This is a genomic window from Nonomuraea marmarensis, from assembly GCF_043197025.1.
GTDB lineage: Bacteria > Actinomycetota > Actinomycetes > Streptosporangiales > Streptosporangiaceae > Nonomuraea > Nonomuraea marmarensis.
On the sequence record NZ_JBICRM010000020.1, the window covers coordinates 74,053 to 89,337 of the forward strand.

Genomic DNA, 15,285 nt, shown 5'->3' on the forward strand with positions numbered 1-15,285 from the left:
CACGATAGGGGGCGCGGGTGTGGCACAGTCGCTGGCATGTTCGCGGAGGTCACGTACGCCAGCAGGGCCGGGTCCGCGCGGCCCAACGAGGACCTGGTGGTCGCCGGGCCGTCGTGGATCGTCGTGCTGGACGGGGCCACGGCGGCGGCCGGGGTGGACAGCGGGTGCGTGCACGACGTCGCGTGGCTGGTGGGGCGGCTCGGGGGTGCGCTGGCGTCGGCGCTGGCAGCTGAGTGCGACGGCACGCTGGCCCGGATTCTGGAGGCGGCCATCGAGGAGACGATGGCCGCGCACTCCGGCACTTGCGATCTTGGTAATCCCGACTCGCCGTCCTCGACGGTGGCGATGGTGCGGGGTGGCCGGAACGGTGTGGAGTATCTCGTGCTGGGGGATTCGCCGGTGGCCCTCTCCATGGTGGGGGGCGGGGTGCGGGTGGTGAGTGACGAGCGGGTGGAGGGGCTGCCGGGCGGGCGGCCGTACACGGTGGAGCTGGTGCGGCGGATGCGTAACGCGCCCGGTGGGTTCTGGGTGGCGGGTGCCCGCCCCGAGGCTGCCCGGCACGCCGTGTGCGGGGCGGTGGACGTGGGGGAGGTGCGGGGGGCCGGGGTGGTCACGGACGGGGTCGCGCGGCTCGTCGAATGGTACGGGTGGAGCTGGGGCGACGTGCTGGCGGCGCTGGAAACGGGCGGCCCTGGCGCCTTGATCGAGGCCGTTCGGGAGCTCGAAGTGTCGCGAGGCCCGGTGCGCGGGAAGCGGCATGACGACGCCACCGCTGCCTGGTTGCGCGTGGAAGGGACCGCCTGAAGTCGATTTGACCCCTTTGCGGTGCGGTGTATCAGACCCCGCCGCCGGTGCTCTGGGATTGCGAGGGCGGCGGAGGGAGTGCTCATGTTCGTCGGCAGGACTGCGGAGCTCGCCCTGTTGCGCGGGGAACTGCGCGCGGCGATCGGGGGCTCCTCCCGGACCGTGGTGGTCGAAGGGCCGGAGGGGATCGGCAAGACCGCGCTCATCCACCACACGCTCGATGGAGAGGCGGGCGTGCGGGTGCTGGCCGCCAGCGGTGAGGAGATCGAACGCCAGCTCAGGCTGGGCGTCATCCGGCAGCTCGCGGACGAGGCGGCCCGGCAGGACCGTGGGGCGCCCGGGCAGGACGTGGGTGCGGCCGGGCAGGATCCGTGTGCGGTGGGGCAGGCGGTGTGCGAGGTCATCGACCGGTTGCAGGCGCGGGGGCCGCTGGCCGTGGTGGTCGACGACGCGCAGTGGGCGGACCAGCCGTCGCTGCGCGCCCTCGGATACGTGCTGCGGCGGATGCGGGCCGGGCGGGTGCTCGTTGTGGTGGCCTGCCGCGAGCTCGCCGACGCCTGGCTGCCCGAGGGGCTGCGGCGGCTGCTGACCGGCGACGACACACTCCGCATCACGCTCGGTGGACTCAGCGCGGGCGACCTGGCCGAACTCGCCGCCGGCCCGGCCTCGGGCCTCGCCGACCCGGCAACCGGCCCGGCGCGGGGAGCGAGCGCCCCCGGGCAGATGAGCTCGGCGGCCGGGCAGGTGAGCCTCACCGAGCCGGCGGCCGTGCGGTTGTGCGAGCACACCAGGGGGAACCCGCTGCACGCCCGCGCCCTCCTGGCGACCGTGCCCGTGCCGGTGCTCGCGGACCCCGGCGCCCGCCTGCCGGCCCCGGACACGTACCTGCGTCCCTTCGCCCGCCGCCTGCACACCTGCACGCCCGCCGCCCGGCAGCTCGTCGCGGCCTGCGCCGTCCTGGGCGGGCGGTCCCCGCTGCACCTGGCCGCGGCCGTCGCCACCGAACCGGGCGGGGTCGGCGAGCCGCTGAACGCCCTCGAAGAGGCCGTCGCCGCCGGGCTGCTCAGCGAGCTGCCCGGCCGCCTGATCGACTTCCCCGAGCCGCTGGCGCGGGCCGCCGCCTATGACGGGCTCGGCGCGGGCACCAGGGCGCGCCTGCACCTGGCCGTCTCCCGGCTGGTCGACGACACCGGTACGGCCCTGCGGCACCGGGCGGCCGCGGCCGGCGGGCCCGACGAGGCGCTGGCCGAGGAACTGGCCAGTTTCGCCGCCAAGGCGGCACAACACGGGCAGTGGCAGGAGTCCGCCGCCCACCTGGACCTGGCCGCCGGGCTCACGGAGTCGGCGGCGCGCCGCGACGAGCTGCGTACGGCCGTGCTGGAACACATCCTCCTCGGGGGCGATGTGATCCGTGCGGCCGAGCTGGCCGGCCCGCGGAACGCCGACCCGCGGCCGGTTCGCCGGTACGTGCTGGGACGGCTCGCGCTGGCCGCCGGACGCTTCGATGAGGCGTCCGAGCTGCTGGCCGAGGCGTGGCGGCACAGGGAACCCGGATTCGCCGCCGATGTGGCCGAGCAGCTGGCCTGGCTGCAGTTGGTCACGGGGGACCGGGCGGCGGCGGTGAGCTGGGCCCGCCTGGCGATCGAACAGCCCATCCAGGGCATGGTCGCCAGGCCGTACGACGTGCTGGCGCGGGGAGGGGCACCCAGCGCCAGCACGCCACCCGACAGCCTCGCGGCGGCCGTCGCGTTCCTGGAACGGGACGCGGCCGAACAGGCGTGCGCGGTGCTCAGGCGGGTCGTGACCGCGGCCGGGAAGGCGGGACTGCCGCACCACCGGCTGCTGGCCGCCGCGCTGCTGGCCGTCGCCGAGCACGGGAGCGCCCGCTGGGACGAGGCCGCCGCCGGGGCCGGGCACGCGCTGGCGGAGGCGGCGGCGCTCGGTCAGCGGTGGTTGCTGCCATACCTGGAGGTGGTGTGCGTGGCGCCGCTGGCGGCCGGTGGCGAGCACGAGCGGGCGCTCGCCCACGCCACCGCCGCCAGGACCGCAGCCCGCCGCCTGCGCCACACGATGGGGGAGCGGCAGGCGGACCTGGCGATGGCGCTGCTCGGGACCGAGGGCGAGCCGCCGGGGGCCGGTGACGCGTTCGTCCCGGACCCGCGTCCCGGCCGGGTCGAGGCGCTGGTCGCCGACGGGCGGCTGGAGGAGGCCGAGCGCACGCTGGCCGCGTTCGACGAGCGCGGCGCCGTGCGGCGGCCGGGGCCGCGCGGGCAGGCCGAGCGGATCAGGCTCGGGGGTCTCGTCCTGGGCGCGAGGAACGTTCCAAACCAGGCGGAGGAGAGCTTCGCCCGCGCGCTCGCGCTGGTGGAGGGCGGCGTGTGCCCGCTGGAGGAGGCGCGCGTGCTGCTGGACCTCGGCAGGCTGCTGCGCCGCACGGGCCGGCGCAGAGCGGCCGCCGAACGGCTGGCCGCCGCCCGCGCCATCTTCGATCGGCTGGGGGCGCGCCCGCTCGTGGACCGCTGCGCGCACGAGCTGGCGGCCTGCGGGCTGGAACCCCCGGCCACGGTACGGCTCGGGCTGACGCCCCAGGAGCTCAGCACCGCCACGCTGGTGGCCGGCGGGCTGACCAACCGGCAGATCGCCAGGGAGCTGCTGATCAGCGTCAAGACGGTCGAATACCACATCGGCAAGATCTACACCAAGCTCGGGATCGGCTCCCGGGTGGCGCTGGCCGCCAAGCTCGCTCCCTACGGCCGGCCCACGTAGTCAGATCCGGATCCAGGAGGTCACCACCGGGCCGCCGCGCTCGGGGCTGACCCGCAGTCGCAGCGGCCCGGGGGCCAGCGCGCCGGTGGCGAAGCGGCCCAGATCGTCCGAGCGCAGCCGGGTGCCGCCGTCGGGCCGTTGCACCTCGATCTCGGCCGCCCCGCCGGACAGCCGCCCCACCAGCCGACCGGCGCGAGCTGAGAGACCTCGGCACCAGGCTCGAACAAGCCCTGCTCGGCCCCGTCGCCGCGCACGGCACGTTCAGGGCCGACAGCCCGCTGTTCTCCTCGCTCCACCTCGACGACGGCCCCCTGACCGGCTACGACCTCGAACGCCTGCGCCGCGCCCCCCACCGCCTCGTCCTGTCGAGCTGCGACTCCGGCCAGATGGCCCCCGTCGGCGCCGACGAGCTGCTCGGCCTGGCCACCGCCCTGCTCCACCAGGGCACCGCCGGCATCGTCGCGAGCGTCGTCCCCGTGAACGACGAGACCGCCGTACCCGTCATGGCCGGCCTGCACGACGGCCTGACCCTCCCCGAGGCGCTGTGCCAGGCCAGAGGCGACGACGTGTCGTTCATAGCCATCGGAGCGGGCTGATCGGCCACGCTGCTGATACCTTGATCGGAAGTGCACGATCATGAAACAATTCCCCAACAGATGTATATCCGGGTATTGGGGGTCGTCGCCCATGATCCGCGAGCCGATCGAGCGGCCCTAGGATGTCGGACGACGAGCTGGACGAGGCGTTCGAGCTCGGCAGGACGTGTGCGCTGGCCGCCGAATGCGGCAGGGACCTGCGGCGTTGTGCGCAGATGTACGGCGGGTTGTTCCCCGAGGCGGCCTTCGACGACGAGTTCTACAGCGCCCTGACCCTGGCGATGGCCTTCAGCGCCCCCTGGGCCACCGCCGACCGGCTGAAGATCCTCAACCGGGCCGCCCTGTGGGTCATGGCCGTGGAGCGACTGGTCGACCACACCGCGACCACCCGCGAACAGGTGAACCGCCTGACCCGCGAATGCCTGTCCGTGGCCGACGGCGCCGTGCCGCGGTCGGCGGTCACCCGTTTCCTGGCCGACCTGCGCGACGAGCTTGGCACCGTGGAGGAGTTCGACGACCTGCAGTGGCTCTGGCGTGACCAGCTCGCCAGGATGCTGGGCGGCATGGCCAGGGCGTGGGTGTGGCGTGACAGGCACGCCCTGCCGACGTTGTCCCGCTACCTCGACAACGCCGACAGCCGCGGCTCGTGCTTCGTGGACGTCTCGCACTGGATCTACACAGCCGACGACTGGTCCAAGTCCCACCTGGAGGACCTGCGGGCCGTCAGCAGGCAGGTGCAGCGTTACCTGCATCTGCTGGGCGACGTCGCCTCGTACCGCAGGGACATGAGCTGGGGCGACCTGAACGTGCTGGCGCTCGGCGTCACGCGCGCCGAGGTGACGGACGCGATGGCCGAGCTGGCGCGCGAGGCGTCCGGCCTGATAGAGCCGGTACGCGAACGCAGCCCCCGTACGGCCGCCTACCTGCGAAGACAGATCGGTTTCAACGCCGGTTTCAACGGCATTTCGGCCTACGGACCGATAACTTAATGGGCCTGTCGGATTCCCTGACAAACCCGCTTGACACTGGAGCTGTTAGATCGGCGAATAAGGTGGCTCCAGACTACAAACCGTGACATTTTGTTTCTTGTAAAAGATTGCGGCTTGAGTGGAAAATGTGGCGTTGCTAGGGTGTCTCGATGCCAGGCATGTGGATCGACCTTCTCAAACGCGCCTTGACAGGTACCACTGACCACGGCACCACAGGGTGGGGTTGTGCATGCGCGGGAGATGTACAGGCGGTGCTGGATGGAATTCGGTCGCACTGACCGTTGGCGGTTGCCGACAGCGATCAAGATCTTGATCGCCGGGGGATTCGGCGCGGGCAAGACCACCATGGTCGGATCCGTCTCCGAGACCCGGCCACTACGCACAGAAGAGGCCCTCACCCAGATCGGAACCCACGTCGACGACCTGTCAGGCGTCGAGAGGAAGCTCACCACCACCGTGGCCATGGACTTCGGCCGCATCACGATTCGCAACGACTACATGCTCTACCTGTTCGGCACCCCGGGCCAGGAGCGGTTCTGGTTTGTGTGGGACGAGCTGGCCGTGGGCGCGCTGGGCGCGGTGGTGCTGGCCGACACCCGCCGCCTGGAGGACTGCTTCCCCGCCGTCGACTATTTCGAGAAGCGCGAGCAGCCGTTCATCGTCGCGCTCAACTGCTTCGACGGCACCAGGCCGTTCACCGTGGGTGAGGTGCGCTCGGCGATCGGCCTCGAGCCGGAGATCCCGATCGTGCGCTGCGACGCCCGAAAGCGCGACTCGGGCAGGGAGGTGCTCATCACGCTGGTGGAGCACGCGATGCGGATGGGTGCCACCCCGGTCGGGACCATGTCGTGACCATCAACGGCTACCTTTGACCGATGGAGGAGATCGACCGCCGGATCGTCACGCTGCTGGCCCACGACGGCCGCATGAGTTTCACCGACCTGGCCCGGGAGACCGGGCTCTCGGTCTCAGCGGTGCACCAGCGCGTACGGCGCCTGGAAAAGCGCGGAGTCGTGCGCGGATACGCCGCGATCATCGACCATGACGCGGTGGGGCTGCCGCTGACGGCGTTCGTGTCGATCAAGCCGATCGACCCGGCCGCGCCCGACGACGCCCCCGAGCGCCTGGCGCATCTGGCGGCCATCGAGGCGTGTCACAGCGTGGCGGGCGACGAGAGCTACATCCTCAAGGTGCGGGTGGCCTCGCCGGTGGCGCTGGAGGACCTGTTGCAGCAGATCCGCGCCTCCGCCAACGTCTCCACCCGCACCACGGTCGTGCTGAGCACCCCTTACGAGCACCGGGCCCCCCACGTGGCCAGCGAACCCGCCTCCGACCAGGACCGCCCCGCCTGACCGGCCGCCACCCGGGGGGCTGACAACCTCTTACGAAGTGCGGACGGCTACGCCCCCGACCCCCTCCGGGACGCACGCCGATGCGACGCTGCCCACCATGAACGACCCCACGCCCGCCGCCCCGGCATCGGGCAGCGCCGCGTCGTCCGTCGCGCCACCGCGCACCGTCCCGGCCCTGCCGAGCGCGGCGGCACTGGCCGGCGCACCGGCACGCCGCCGGACGGTCTTGGCCGCCGGGCTGCTCGCCGCTCAGGTGACCGTGCTCGCCGTGATCTTCCATGCGGCGCCGAGCGGCCTGTACTGGTGGTATGCGGCCGCCTGGGGGCTGTTCGCCCTCGCGGTGTGGGCGTTGCGCGGCGTGCCAGGCCGCTCGGCCGCCCGGCTGGTGCTGGTGGGCGGCCTGGCCGTGGTCGCCACCGGACTGCTCGGACCGCCGGGCACCAGCACCGACTCCTACCGGTACGCCTGGGACGGGCGCGTCCAGTCGGCCGGAATGTCCCCCTACGACCATGCCCCGGCCGACCCCGCGCTCGCCTCCCTGCGCGACCCCTGGCTCTTCCCCGGCTGCGCGCAGGGCCACTTCTATCCGATCGGAGGGGGAGCGTGCACGAGGATCAACAGGCCGTCCGTGCACACGATCTACCCGCCGCTGGCGGAGGCGTACTTCCTGCTCGTGGACCGGCTCGCACCCGCAGGAGCCAGGCACGTGCCGTTGCAGGTCTCCGGCGCGCTGCTGGCGGGGGGCACCACGGCCGTCCTGCTGGTCCTGCTGCGCCGGCGCGACGTCCGCCAGGCCGCGTACTGGGCGTGGTGCCCGGTCGTCCCCATGGAGGCGGTCAGCAACGCCCACGTCGACATGCTCGCCGTGGCCGCCGTCGTACTGGCTCTCGGCGTGAGCACCCGGCACCTGCGAGGCGGGACGGCCGGGCGAGGGTGGCCGGTCCGGTGGAGGAGGCTGGCCGGGCGGGGGGCGTTGCTCGGTGCGGCGGTCGCGGTCAAGCTGGTGCCCGCTGTCGTCGTGCCCGGCGCGTTGTCAGGGGCGCTGTCGAGCGCGCGGCAGGCTCGCCGTGCCCTCTGGACGCTGGTGCCCGCCGTGCTGCTCGTCGTCGCCGCCTACCTGCCCTACGTCCTCGCCTCGCGCGCCTCCGTGCTCGGCTACCTGTTCGGCTACGTGGCCGAGGAGGGCTACGACGAGGCCGGGGCAGGCGACCGCTACGCCCTCCTGCGGCTGCTGCTGCCCGATTCCTGGACGCTTCCGGCCTGCCTGGCGATCCTCGCGGCCGTCGTGTTCCACGTCCTGCGGCACGGCGATCCGGACCGCCCGCAGCGCGGCGCGCTGACCCTGGCCGGCACGGCGTTCCTCCTGCTCACCCCCGGCTACCCCTGGTACGCGCTGCTCATCGTGGCCCTGGTCGCCCTCGACGGCCGCTGGGAGTGGCTCGGCATCCCCCTGGCGGGCGCGGTCGCCTACCTCACCCCGATGGGCACCCCCGCCTACGCCATGGCCGCCGTGGTCGTAGGAATAGGAGTTGTACGACGACATACGATGTCATCATGATGACTTCCGCGGACCGTATCGCCTGGGTTCGGCTTTCCTCCGTCTACCTCCCCCTCGACACTCCGGTCAGCGACGCCAAGGTGCTCACCGGCAGGCAGCGGCCGATGACGGAGATCGCGTTCCTGTTCGCCGAGATCGGGACCGAGCAGGGGCACGAGGGCATCGGGTTCGGCTACTCCAAGCGCGCCGGAGGCCCCGGCCAGTACGCGCACGCCAAGGAGATCGCCAAGGACCTGGTCGGCGAGGACCCCAACGACATCGCCCGCCTGTGGGACAAGCTGGTCTGGGCGGGCGCGTCGGTCGGCCGCAGCGGCCTGGCCGTGCAGGCCATCGCGGCCGTCGACATCGCGCTGTGGGACATGAAGGCCAAGCGGGCGGGCCTGCCGCTGGCCAAGCTGCTGGGCGCGCACCGAGACTCGGTACGCTGCTACAACACCTCGGGCGGCTTCCTGCACGCCCCCGTCCAGCAGGTCATGGACAACGCCACGGCCGCACTCGAACGCGGCATCGGCGGCATCAAGATCAAGATCGGCCAGCCGGACACGAGGGCGGACCTGGCCAGGGTCACGGCGGTTCGTGAGCATCTCGGCGCGGACGTGCCGCTGATGGTGGACGCCAACCAGCAGTGGGACCGGGCGAGCGCGCATCGGATGGGGCGGGCGCTGGAGGCGTACGAGCTGGTGTGGATCGAGGAGCCGCTGGACGCCTACGACCACGAGGGCCACGCGGCCCTGGCCACCGCGCTCGACACCCCGATCGCCACCGGCGAGATGCTCACCAGCGTCGGCGAGCACGCCGAGCTCATCAGGGCGCGCGGCGCGGACATCATCCAGCCGGACGCGCCCCGCATCGGCGGCGTCACCCCGTTCCTGCGGCTGGCCGCGCTGGCCGGGCACGAGCGGCTCCAGCTCGCACCGCACTTCGCCATGGAGATCCACCTCCACCTGGCCGCCGCCTACCCGGCCGAGCCGTGGGTGGAGCACTTCGAGTGGCTGGAGCCGCTGTTCAACGAGCGGCTGGAGATCCGCGACGGGCGGATGATCGTGCCGCAGCGGCCCGGCCTCGGCATCACGATGAGCGAGCAGGCGGCCAAGTGGACCGCCGAACGGTACACGACATGACCAGCCGCACCCAGCAGCTCGTCGACACGCTGACCGCGCGCATCCAGGAAGGCGTGATCAGGCCGGGCGAGCGGCTGCCGGCGGAGAGCGGCCTGGTGGAGACGTACGGCGTGAGCAGGACCGTCGTCCGCGAGGCCATCGCACGGCTGAAGGCGGCCGGGCTGATCGAGACCCATCACGGGCGCGGCAGCTTCGTCCTGGCCCGGCCCAGCACGACCGGGTTCGAGCCCGCGCCGGGCACGAGCCTGCCGGACGTGCTCGACCTGCTCGACTTCCGCATGGGGGTGGAGGTGGAGGCGGCGGGCCTGGCCGCCGGGCGGCGCACGGAGGCCGCGCTGGCGGGCCTGCGTGCGGCGCTGGAGAGCTTCGGGCGGGCCGCCGGGCACCCGGGCGCGGCGGTCAACGCCGACTTCCAGTTCCACCTGCGGATCGCGCTGGCCACCGGCAACCGGTACTTCGGCGACCTGCTCGCCTCACTGGGCCCGTCGATGATCATCATGCCGCGCGAACGGCTCCGCCCGGATCGCCCGGACTTCGCCAGGATCGTCGCCGAGCACGAGAGCATCTACGCCGCGATCGACCGCGAGGACGCCGAAGGGGCCCGGGCGGCGATACGCGTGCACCTGTCCAACAGCCGCGCCCGCCTCCTGAACGCCGGCCCACCGCCCTCAGCCCACCCCTGACGGCTCAGGGCGCGCCGGGCGGTCATAGTGGGCACGGAGGCGGGACTCGGCCGTCTCCGTGGCGCCCAGGTGTTCCAGGCCGAGCAGGGCCGCGCCCATGACCGGCGGCACGTCGGCCACGACGAGCTTCGCCCGCGGCGCCCGCAGCGCGAACGCCGGGTCCAGCAGCGACGTCAGCAGCGGATCCCTGGCCGTCAGCAGGCCGCCGCCCAGCACCACCTCCGCAGGCGTCTCCAGCAGCCCGAGGCGGCGCAGGCACACCTCGGCCAGCACCGTGACCTCCTCCGCCTGCCGCTCGACCAGCGACCTGGCCACCGCGTCCCCGTCCGCCGCCGCCGCGAGCACGCCGGGGGACAACTCGTGCAGCCGCCCCTCGTCCACCTGCCCGAAGTGCAGGTCCAGCACGAGTTCCTCGACCGTCGCCGTGCCGAAATGGGAGGTGACCAGACCGGTCAACGCCGTCGGCGAGCCCCGGCCGTCCTCGGCGCGGGCCGCGTGCCACAGCGCCTCCTCGGCCAGTCCCTGACCGCCGCCCCAGTCGCCGCTGACCCGGCCGAGCGCCGGAAAGCGGGCCACCGCGCCGGTGGGGGAGACACCGACCGCGTTGATCCCCGCCCCGCACACCACGGCCACCCCCCACGAGGCCGACGCCCCGGCCCGCAGCAGCGCGAACGTGTCATTGCGCACCGCCACGTCCCGCCCGAACCCCCTGGCGGCGAACTCGCGGGCGAGCGCCTCCTCCTCGACCGGCAGATCCGCGCCCGCCAGACAGGCCGACACATGGTCGAACCCTCCCACGGGCATGACGGCCGGAGGCAACGTCGCGAGCGCCTGCTCGACCACGTCCGCCGCCGCCGGCACCCCGTCCCGCTGCGGCACGAACGCGCCCGCGCGGCCCGTCGCGAGCACCTCGCCGTGCTCCGACACCACCGCCACGTCCGTCTTGCTGTTGCCGCCGTCCACAGCGAGAACAAGCCTGTCCCGCGCCACTAGCCCACCGTCCACGGCAGGTGGTCGCGGTTGGCCGCCAGCAGCAACCCCGTCAGCTCCTCGGCGATCTCGTCCTGCCCGATCAGCGGATGGGCGAGCAGCGCGTCACGCACCCGGTCCGCCCCGCCGTGCAGCGCCGCCCGCAGGGCGAGCGTCTCGTACGCGGACACGTTCGCGATCAGCCCGGCGTACAGCGGCTCCACGGGCGGCACCGGGAGCGGCGCGGCGCCAGTGGCGGAAATCGTGGCGGGCACCTCGATGACCGCCGAGTCGTCGAGGAACGGCAGCGTGCCGCCGTTGCGCACGTTCACCACCTGGGTATCCCCCCGATCCCCGAGCAACGAGGCGATGAGCGCCACGGCCGCCTCCGAATAGTACGCCCCGCCCCGCTTCGACAGCAGCTCGGGTTTCGCCACCACGGCAGGGTCGGCGTACAGCTCCAGCAGCCGCGTCTCCATCTGCGCCACCTCGGCCGCCCGCGACGGCTTCGAGCGCTGCTCGCGCACCACCGCGTCGTGCGCGTAGAAGTAGCGCAGGTAGTACGAGGGCACCACGCCGAGCCGCTGCAGCAGCCCGAGCCGCAGGCCCAGGCTGTCGGCGATCTCCTGCCCGTGCGTACGCAGGATGGCGGGCAGCACGTCCTCGCCGTCGAGGTACACGGCCCGTTCCCAGGTCAGGTGGTTGAGCCCGGCGTGACCCAGCGAGATCCGCGAAGGAGACACGCCCAGCCCGGCGGCGAAGCGGCGCTGGAACCCGATGGCCACGTTGCACAGGCCGATCGCCCGGTGCCCGGCGTCGAGCAGCGCTCTGGTGACGATGCCGACCGGGTTCGTGAAGTCCACGATCCAGGCGTCCGGGGCGTGCGTACGTACCGTGGAGGCGATCTCCAGCACGAGCGGGACCGTGCGCAGCGCCTTGGCCAGCCCGCCCGCGCCGGTCGTCTCCTGCCCCACGCAGCCGCACCGCAGCGGCAGCGTCTCGTCCACCTCGCGGGCGGCCTGCCCGCCCACCCGCAGCTGGAACAGCACCGCCCGCGCCCCCGCGACCCCCTCCGCGACCGAGGACGTGGCCAGCACGCGGGCCGGATGCCGCGCGTGCGCCAGCATCCGGCGCGACACCCCGGCGACCAGCTCCAGCCGCCTGGCGTCGGGATCTATCAGGGCCAGCTCCGTCACCGGCAGCTCGTCGCGCAGCCGCGCGATGCCGTCCACCAGCTCAGGCGTGTACGTCGAGCCGCCCCCGACCACGGCGAGTTTCAACCCTTCACTCCCGTCAAAGTCACGCCCTCGATGAACACTCTCTGGGCGAAGAAGAACACGATGATCACCGGTGCGGTCACCAGCAGCGTGGCGGCCATGGTGAGGTTCCACTGCACGCTGTGGAACGCCTTGAACGTGGCCAGGCCGAGCGACAACGTCAGGTCCTGCTGCTCGACCCCGGCGTACAGGAGAGGCCCGTAGTAGTCGTTCCAGCAGTAGAAGAACTGGAACAGGGCCACCGCCGCGACCGCCGGGCGGGCCATCGGCAGGATCACCCTGACCAGCGTCCTGAAGTCCGAGCAGCCGTCCACCTTGGCCGCGTCGGTGTAGTCGCGCGGGATCGTGACCAGGAACTGGCGCAACAGGAAGATCGAGAACGCGTCGCCGAGCAGCAGCGGCAGGATCAGCGGCCACAGGCTGTCGGTCAGCCCCAGCCGCGCCCAGACCAGGTAGATCGGCACCGCGACGACCTGCGGCGGCAGCATCATGGCGGTGATGACCAGCAGGAACGCCAGCCGCCGCCCCCGGAACCTGAACCTGGCCAGCGCGTAGGCCACCGGCACGGACGACACGACGGTGAACACCGTGCCCAGGCCCGCGTACAGGAGGGTGTTGCCCGCCCACCGCAACAGCATGGACTTCTCGAGCACCACGGCGAAGTTGTCCCAGTTCCACGTCCGCGGCCACAGATCGCTGGTCAGCGCCTGCTCGTCGGTCATCAGCGCGGTCAGCACGATGAACACCACAGGGGCCAGGAACATCAGCGCCAGCGCGATCGCCAGGGCGTGCGTGGCGATCCAGACCAGCGCCCGCCGCCTGCGGGCCCTGACCCCGTCCCGCCGCGCCGGGGAGGCCACCGTCCGGGGCGGCGCGGTGATCGTGGCGCTCATGCGTCCTCCTCGGCCCGGCGGAACTGCCGCAGCAGGATCAACGTGAAGATCATCGAGGTGCCGAACAGGAGCAGCGCGAGCACGCACGCGTACCCCATGGAGTAGTCGCGGAACCCGGCCTGGAACAGCCACTGCGGCAGCGTCAGCAGCGACTCGTCCGGATAGCCCGGGGTGAACGTGCTGCCCGCCGAGTCGGTCACGCCCGAGGCCACCCGGGAGGCGATCATCGCCTGGGAGAAGTACTGCAGGGCGTAGATGACGTTCGTGACCAGGGAGAACATCAGCACCGGCGAGAGCATCGGCAGGGTCACGCTGCGGAACTGCCGCCACGCGCCCGCGCCGTCGATGGCGGCGGCCTCGTACAGGTGCCTGGGCACGTCGAGCAGCGCCGCCATGAAGATCACCACGAGCTGGCCGCAGCTCCACAGCGACAGCAGCGTCAGGCTGGGCTTGGACCAGGCCGGGTCGCCGAACCAGTCGGGCCCGTCGATCCCGAACAGGGCAAGGAACTGGTTCCACGGCCCGGTCGCCGGGTTCATCAGGAAGACGAACGTGATCGTGCCCGCGGCCAGCGGCACCAGCGAGGGCAGGTAGAAGATCGTCCGGAACAGCCCGGCGCCGGCCTTGAGCCTGACCACGAGCTGCGCCATCGCCAGCGAGAACAGCACGGTCGCCGGGACCATGATGAGCACCAGCCACAGCGTGTTCTTCGCCGAGGTCGCCACCCTGGGGTCCTGCAGCAGGTAGCGGTAGTTGTCCAGGCCGACGAACTCGAGGGTGTACATGTCGTAGCGGTGGAAGGAGAAGTACACCGTGGACAGCAGCGGGTAGACGAAGAAGATCGACACTCCGGCGATCCACGGCGACAACCAGACGAGGGCACGCAGGCCCGCGCTGCGCCGCCACAAGGACGGTGCAGCGCTCGCGACAGAGGCCACCGGTCAGCCCCCGGACAACTTCAGTTTGTCGTTGATCTGCTTGTCCACGCCTTTCAGCCCGGCGTCCAGATCAGGTACGTCGCCTTTCTCCCATTTTGTGAAGAAGGTGGAAAAGGCTTCCTGGTTGAAGACGCTGTTCACGCTGGCGGGAAGCGTCGAGGTTTTCGGGTGGGCGAATATATCCAGAAATGTCTTGAAATTTGCGTCATTGGCTAGGTTTGGGGACTCCATGGACGCCTTCGTCGTGGGGACGTTGCGGAGCGCGTTCGAGAGCGTCACCAGCGAGTCGGTGTCCGTCGTGAGGTGCTTGACCAGCTCCCACGCCTGCTGCGGGTGCTTGGCGCCCTTCGGCACGCCGATCACGGTGCCGGCGGTGAAGCCGCTGCCGTACAGGTCGGGCCGGTCGTCGGCGACGGGCAGGGGAGCGGTGCCGTAGTCGAGGTCCTCGGCCTCGTTGGCGATCATGGCGTTGCGCCACTCGCCGTCCAGGCCCATGGCGACCTTGCCCTCGTAGAACGGGTGCTTGGCACTCCACTCGTCACCCAGGCTCTTGCGGAACTTCTCCAGGTTGTCGTAGCCGTACCAGTCGACGAGCTCCTTCTGCCACTGCAGCAGCCGCTTCCAGGCCGGGTCGGTGCCGATGGCCGAGGTTCCGTCGTCGTTGTACCACTTGGCGCCCACCATGGGGCCGAGGTGGTTGGGGGCGTTCTCGTAGTACTGGACGCTGGGGATGAAGCCGGCCACCTTGATCTCGCCGTTCGCGTCGCGGACCGTGAGCTTCTTGGCCAGGTCGGCCAGCTCGGTCAGCGTCTTGGGCGGCTGGTTGCCCTTCATCAGCGCCTTGTTGTAGTAGAGCCCGTACGCGTCGGCCAGCAGCGGCAGCGTGCACTGCTTGCCGTCGAAGCCGGAGTAGGTACGGGCCACCTGCGGCAGCACGGACATGTCGATGCCGTCCTGCCGGATCACCGGGGTCAGGTCCTGGAACGCTCCCGACCTGCACCACTGCGCGACGTTGTCGGTGGTGAACGAGGCCGCCACGTCGGGCGCGTTCCCGCCGCGGATGGCCTGGGTGATCTGGTCGTCCTGTACGCCCTTGGTGGCCTTGACGGTGATCTGCGGGAACTTCTTGTTGAACCCCGCGATGGCCTCCTCGAACGCCTTGACCTCGGCGTCGGTGGAGAATCCGTGCCAGAGCTCGAGAGTGGCGGCCGGGAGGGCCTGCGAGGCCGATCCCGAGGGTCTGGGCTGGGCGCCGAGCGAGGGCCCGCTCTCCTTGTTGGCTGTGCAGGCGGTCAGCGCGAGGGCCGCGGCGACCGCCAGGGGGACGAAGCGCACGGGG

At 71.9% G+C, this 15,285-nt stretch carries 15 protein-coding genes; 9 read left to right on the forward strand and 6 right to left on the reverse strand.

What is annotated here, in order from left to right; genetic code table 11:
• Positions 1–36: 36 nt before the first annotated feature.
• Together ACFLIM_RS29415 and ACFLIM_RS29420 are read left to right on the forward strand one after the other, a co-directional pair.
• Complete coding sequence (locus tag ACFLIM_RS29415) at positions 37–804, forward strand: protein phosphatase 2C domain-containing protein (protein ID WP_393170924.1); 768 nt, start codon at positions 37–39, stop codon at positions 802–804.
• 84 nt (positions 805–888) lie between these two features.
• Positions 889–3,570, forward strand: a complete 2,682-nt coding sequence (locus tag ACFLIM_RS29420; RefSeq protein ID WP_393170926.1) for a helix-turn-helix transcriptional regulator — start codon at positions 889–891, stop codon at positions 3,568–3,570.
• Here the strand turns inward: ACFLIM_RS29420 and ACFLIM_RS29425 are convergent, their stop codons facing one another.
• A complete protein-coding gene (locus ACFLIM_RS29425) occupies positions 3,571–3,750 on the reverse strand; it encodes a hypothetical protein (protein WP_393170928.1) in 180 nt (59 codons plus the stop codon).
• A gap of 50 nt (positions 3,751–3,800) precedes the next feature.
• Here ACFLIM_RS29425 and ACFLIM_RS29430 point away from each other — a divergent pair, with 50 nt between their 5' ends.
• The 7 genes from ACFLIM_RS29430 (at position 3,801) to ACFLIM_RS29460 (ending at position 9,869) form a co-directional block, all read left to right on the forward strand.
• Positions 3,801–4,166 (forward strand): CHAT domain-containing protein, encoded by a 366-nt coding sequence (locus ACFLIM_RS29430; RefSeq protein WP_393171106.1) that lies wholly within the window; start codon positions 3,801–3,803, stop codon positions 4,164–4,166.
• Between the two features lie 122 nt (positions 4,167–4,288).
• The gene (locus ACFLIM_RS29435; RefSeq protein WP_393170930.1) at positions 4,289–5,155 is read left to right on the forward strand and encodes a terpene synthase family protein; all 867 of its coding nucleotides are present in this window, start codon (positions 4,289–4,291) and stop codon (positions 5,153–5,155) included.
• Positions 5,156–5,413: 258 nt separating this feature from the next.
• On the forward strand, positions 5,414–6,007 hold the full coding sequence (locus tag ACFLIM_RS29440; RefSeq protein WP_393170932.1) for a GTP-binding protein: 594 nt from the start codon (positions 5,414–5,416) through the stop codon (positions 6,005–6,007).
• 23 nt (positions 6,008–6,030) lie between these two features.
• Positions 6,031–6,507 carry an Lrp/AsnC family transcriptional regulator gene (locus ACFLIM_RS29445; protein ID WP_393170934.1) on the forward strand — a complete coding sequence of 159 codons (477 nt, stop codon included), beginning with the start codon at positions 6,031–6,033 and terminating at the stop codon, positions 6,505–6,507.
• 97 nt (positions 6,508–6,604) lie between these two features.
• Positions 6,605–8,065, forward strand: coding sequence for a glycosyltransferase 87 family protein (locus ACFLIM_RS29450; protein WP_393170936.1), 1,461 nt, complete (start codon positions 6,605–6,607; stop codon positions 8,063–8,065).
• Complete coding sequence (locus ACFLIM_RS29455; RefSeq protein WP_393170938.1) at positions 8,062–9,186, forward strand: L-talarate/galactarate dehydratase; 1,125 nt, start codon at positions 8,062–8,064, stop codon at positions 9,184–9,186. Before ACFLIM_RS29450 ends, ACFLIM_RS29455 begins: the two co-directional genes overlap by 4 nt.
• Positions 9,183–9,869 (forward strand): FadR/GntR family transcriptional regulator, encoded by a 687-nt coding sequence (locus ACFLIM_RS29460; protein ID WP_393170940.1) that lies wholly within the window; start codon positions 9,183–9,185, stop codon positions 9,867–9,869. The genes ACFLIM_RS29455 and ACFLIM_RS29460 overlap by 4 nt, the downstream gene beginning before the upstream one ends.
• On the opposite strand, the gene ACFLIM_RS29465 is transcribed toward ACFLIM_RS29460, so the two are convergent.
• From ACFLIM_RS29465 to ACFLIM_RS29485, 5 genes are read right to left on the reverse strand one after another with little or no spacing between them, the layout of a single operon-like run.
• A complete protein-coding gene (locus tag ACFLIM_RS29465) occupies positions 9,855–10,859 on the reverse strand; it encodes an N-acetylglucosamine kinase (RefSeq protein WP_393170942.1) in 1,005 nt (334 codons plus the stop codon). The genes ACFLIM_RS29460 and ACFLIM_RS29465 overlap by 15 nt on opposite strands.
• The gene (locus ACFLIM_RS29470; protein WP_393170944.1) at positions 10,859–12,118 is read right to left on the reverse strand and encodes a family 4 glycosyl hydrolase; all 1,260 of its coding nucleotides are present in this window, start codon (positions 12,116–12,118) and stop codon (positions 10,859–10,861) included. Before ACFLIM_RS29470 ends, ACFLIM_RS29465 begins: the two co-directional genes overlap by 1 nt.
• The gene (locus ACFLIM_RS29475; RefSeq protein ID WP_393170946.1) at positions 12,115–13,008 is read right to left on the reverse strand and encodes a carbohydrate ABC transporter permease; all 894 of its coding nucleotides are present in this window, start codon (positions 13,006–13,008) and stop codon (positions 12,115–12,117) included. The genes ACFLIM_RS29470 and ACFLIM_RS29475 overlap by 4 nt, the downstream gene beginning before the upstream one ends.
• Positions 13,005–13,946, reverse strand: coding sequence for a carbohydrate ABC transporter permease (locus ACFLIM_RS29480; protein ID WP_393170948.1), 942 nt, complete (start codon positions 13,944–13,946; stop codon positions 13,005–13,007). Before ACFLIM_RS29480 ends, ACFLIM_RS29475 begins: the two co-directional genes overlap by 4 nt.
• Positions 13,947–13,949: 3 nt before the next feature.
• Positions 13,950–15,281, reverse strand: a complete 1,332-nt coding sequence (locus ACFLIM_RS29485) for an ABC transporter substrate-binding protein (protein ID WP_393170950.1) — start codon at positions 15,279–15,281, stop codon at positions 13,950–13,952.
• Positions 15,282–15,285 lie beyond the last annotated feature (4 nt).

Coding starts and splice junctions, on each gene's coding strand:
- ACFLIM_RS29415 (WP_393170924.1), top strand. CDS start 37: ATGTTCGCGGAGGTCACGTACGCCAGCAGGGCCGGGTCCGCGCGGCCC.
- ACFLIM_RS29420 (WP_393170926.1), top strand. CDS start 889: ATGTTCGTCGGCAGGACTGCGGAGCTCGCCCTGTTGCGCGGGGAACTG.
- ACFLIM_RS29435 (WP_393170930.1), top strand. CDS start 4,289: ATGTCGGACGACGAGCTGGACGAGGCGTTCGAGCTCGGCAGGACGTGT.
- ACFLIM_RS29440 (WP_393170932.1), top strand. CDS start 5,414: ATGGAATTCGGTCGCACTGACCGTTGGCGGTTGCCGACAGCGATCAAG.
- ACFLIM_RS29445 (WP_393170934.1), top strand. CDS start 6,031: ATGGAGGAGATCGACCGCCGGATCGTCACGCTGCTGGCCCACGACGGC.
- ACFLIM_RS29450 (WP_393170936.1), top strand. CDS start 6,605: ATGAACGACCCCACGCCCGCCGCCCCGGCATCGGGCAGCGCCGCGTCG.
- ACFLIM_RS29455 (WP_393170938.1), top strand. CDS start 8,062: ATGATGACTTCCGCGGACCGTATCGCCTGGGTTCGGCTTTCCTCCGTC.
- ACFLIM_RS29460 (WP_393170940.1), top strand. CDS start 9,183: ATGACCAGCCGCACCCAGCAGCTCGTCGACACGCTGACCGCGCGCATC.
- ACFLIM_RS29475 (WP_393170946.1), bottom strand. CDS start 13,008: ATGAGCGCCACGATCACCGCGCCGCCCCGGACGGTGGCCTCCCCGGCG.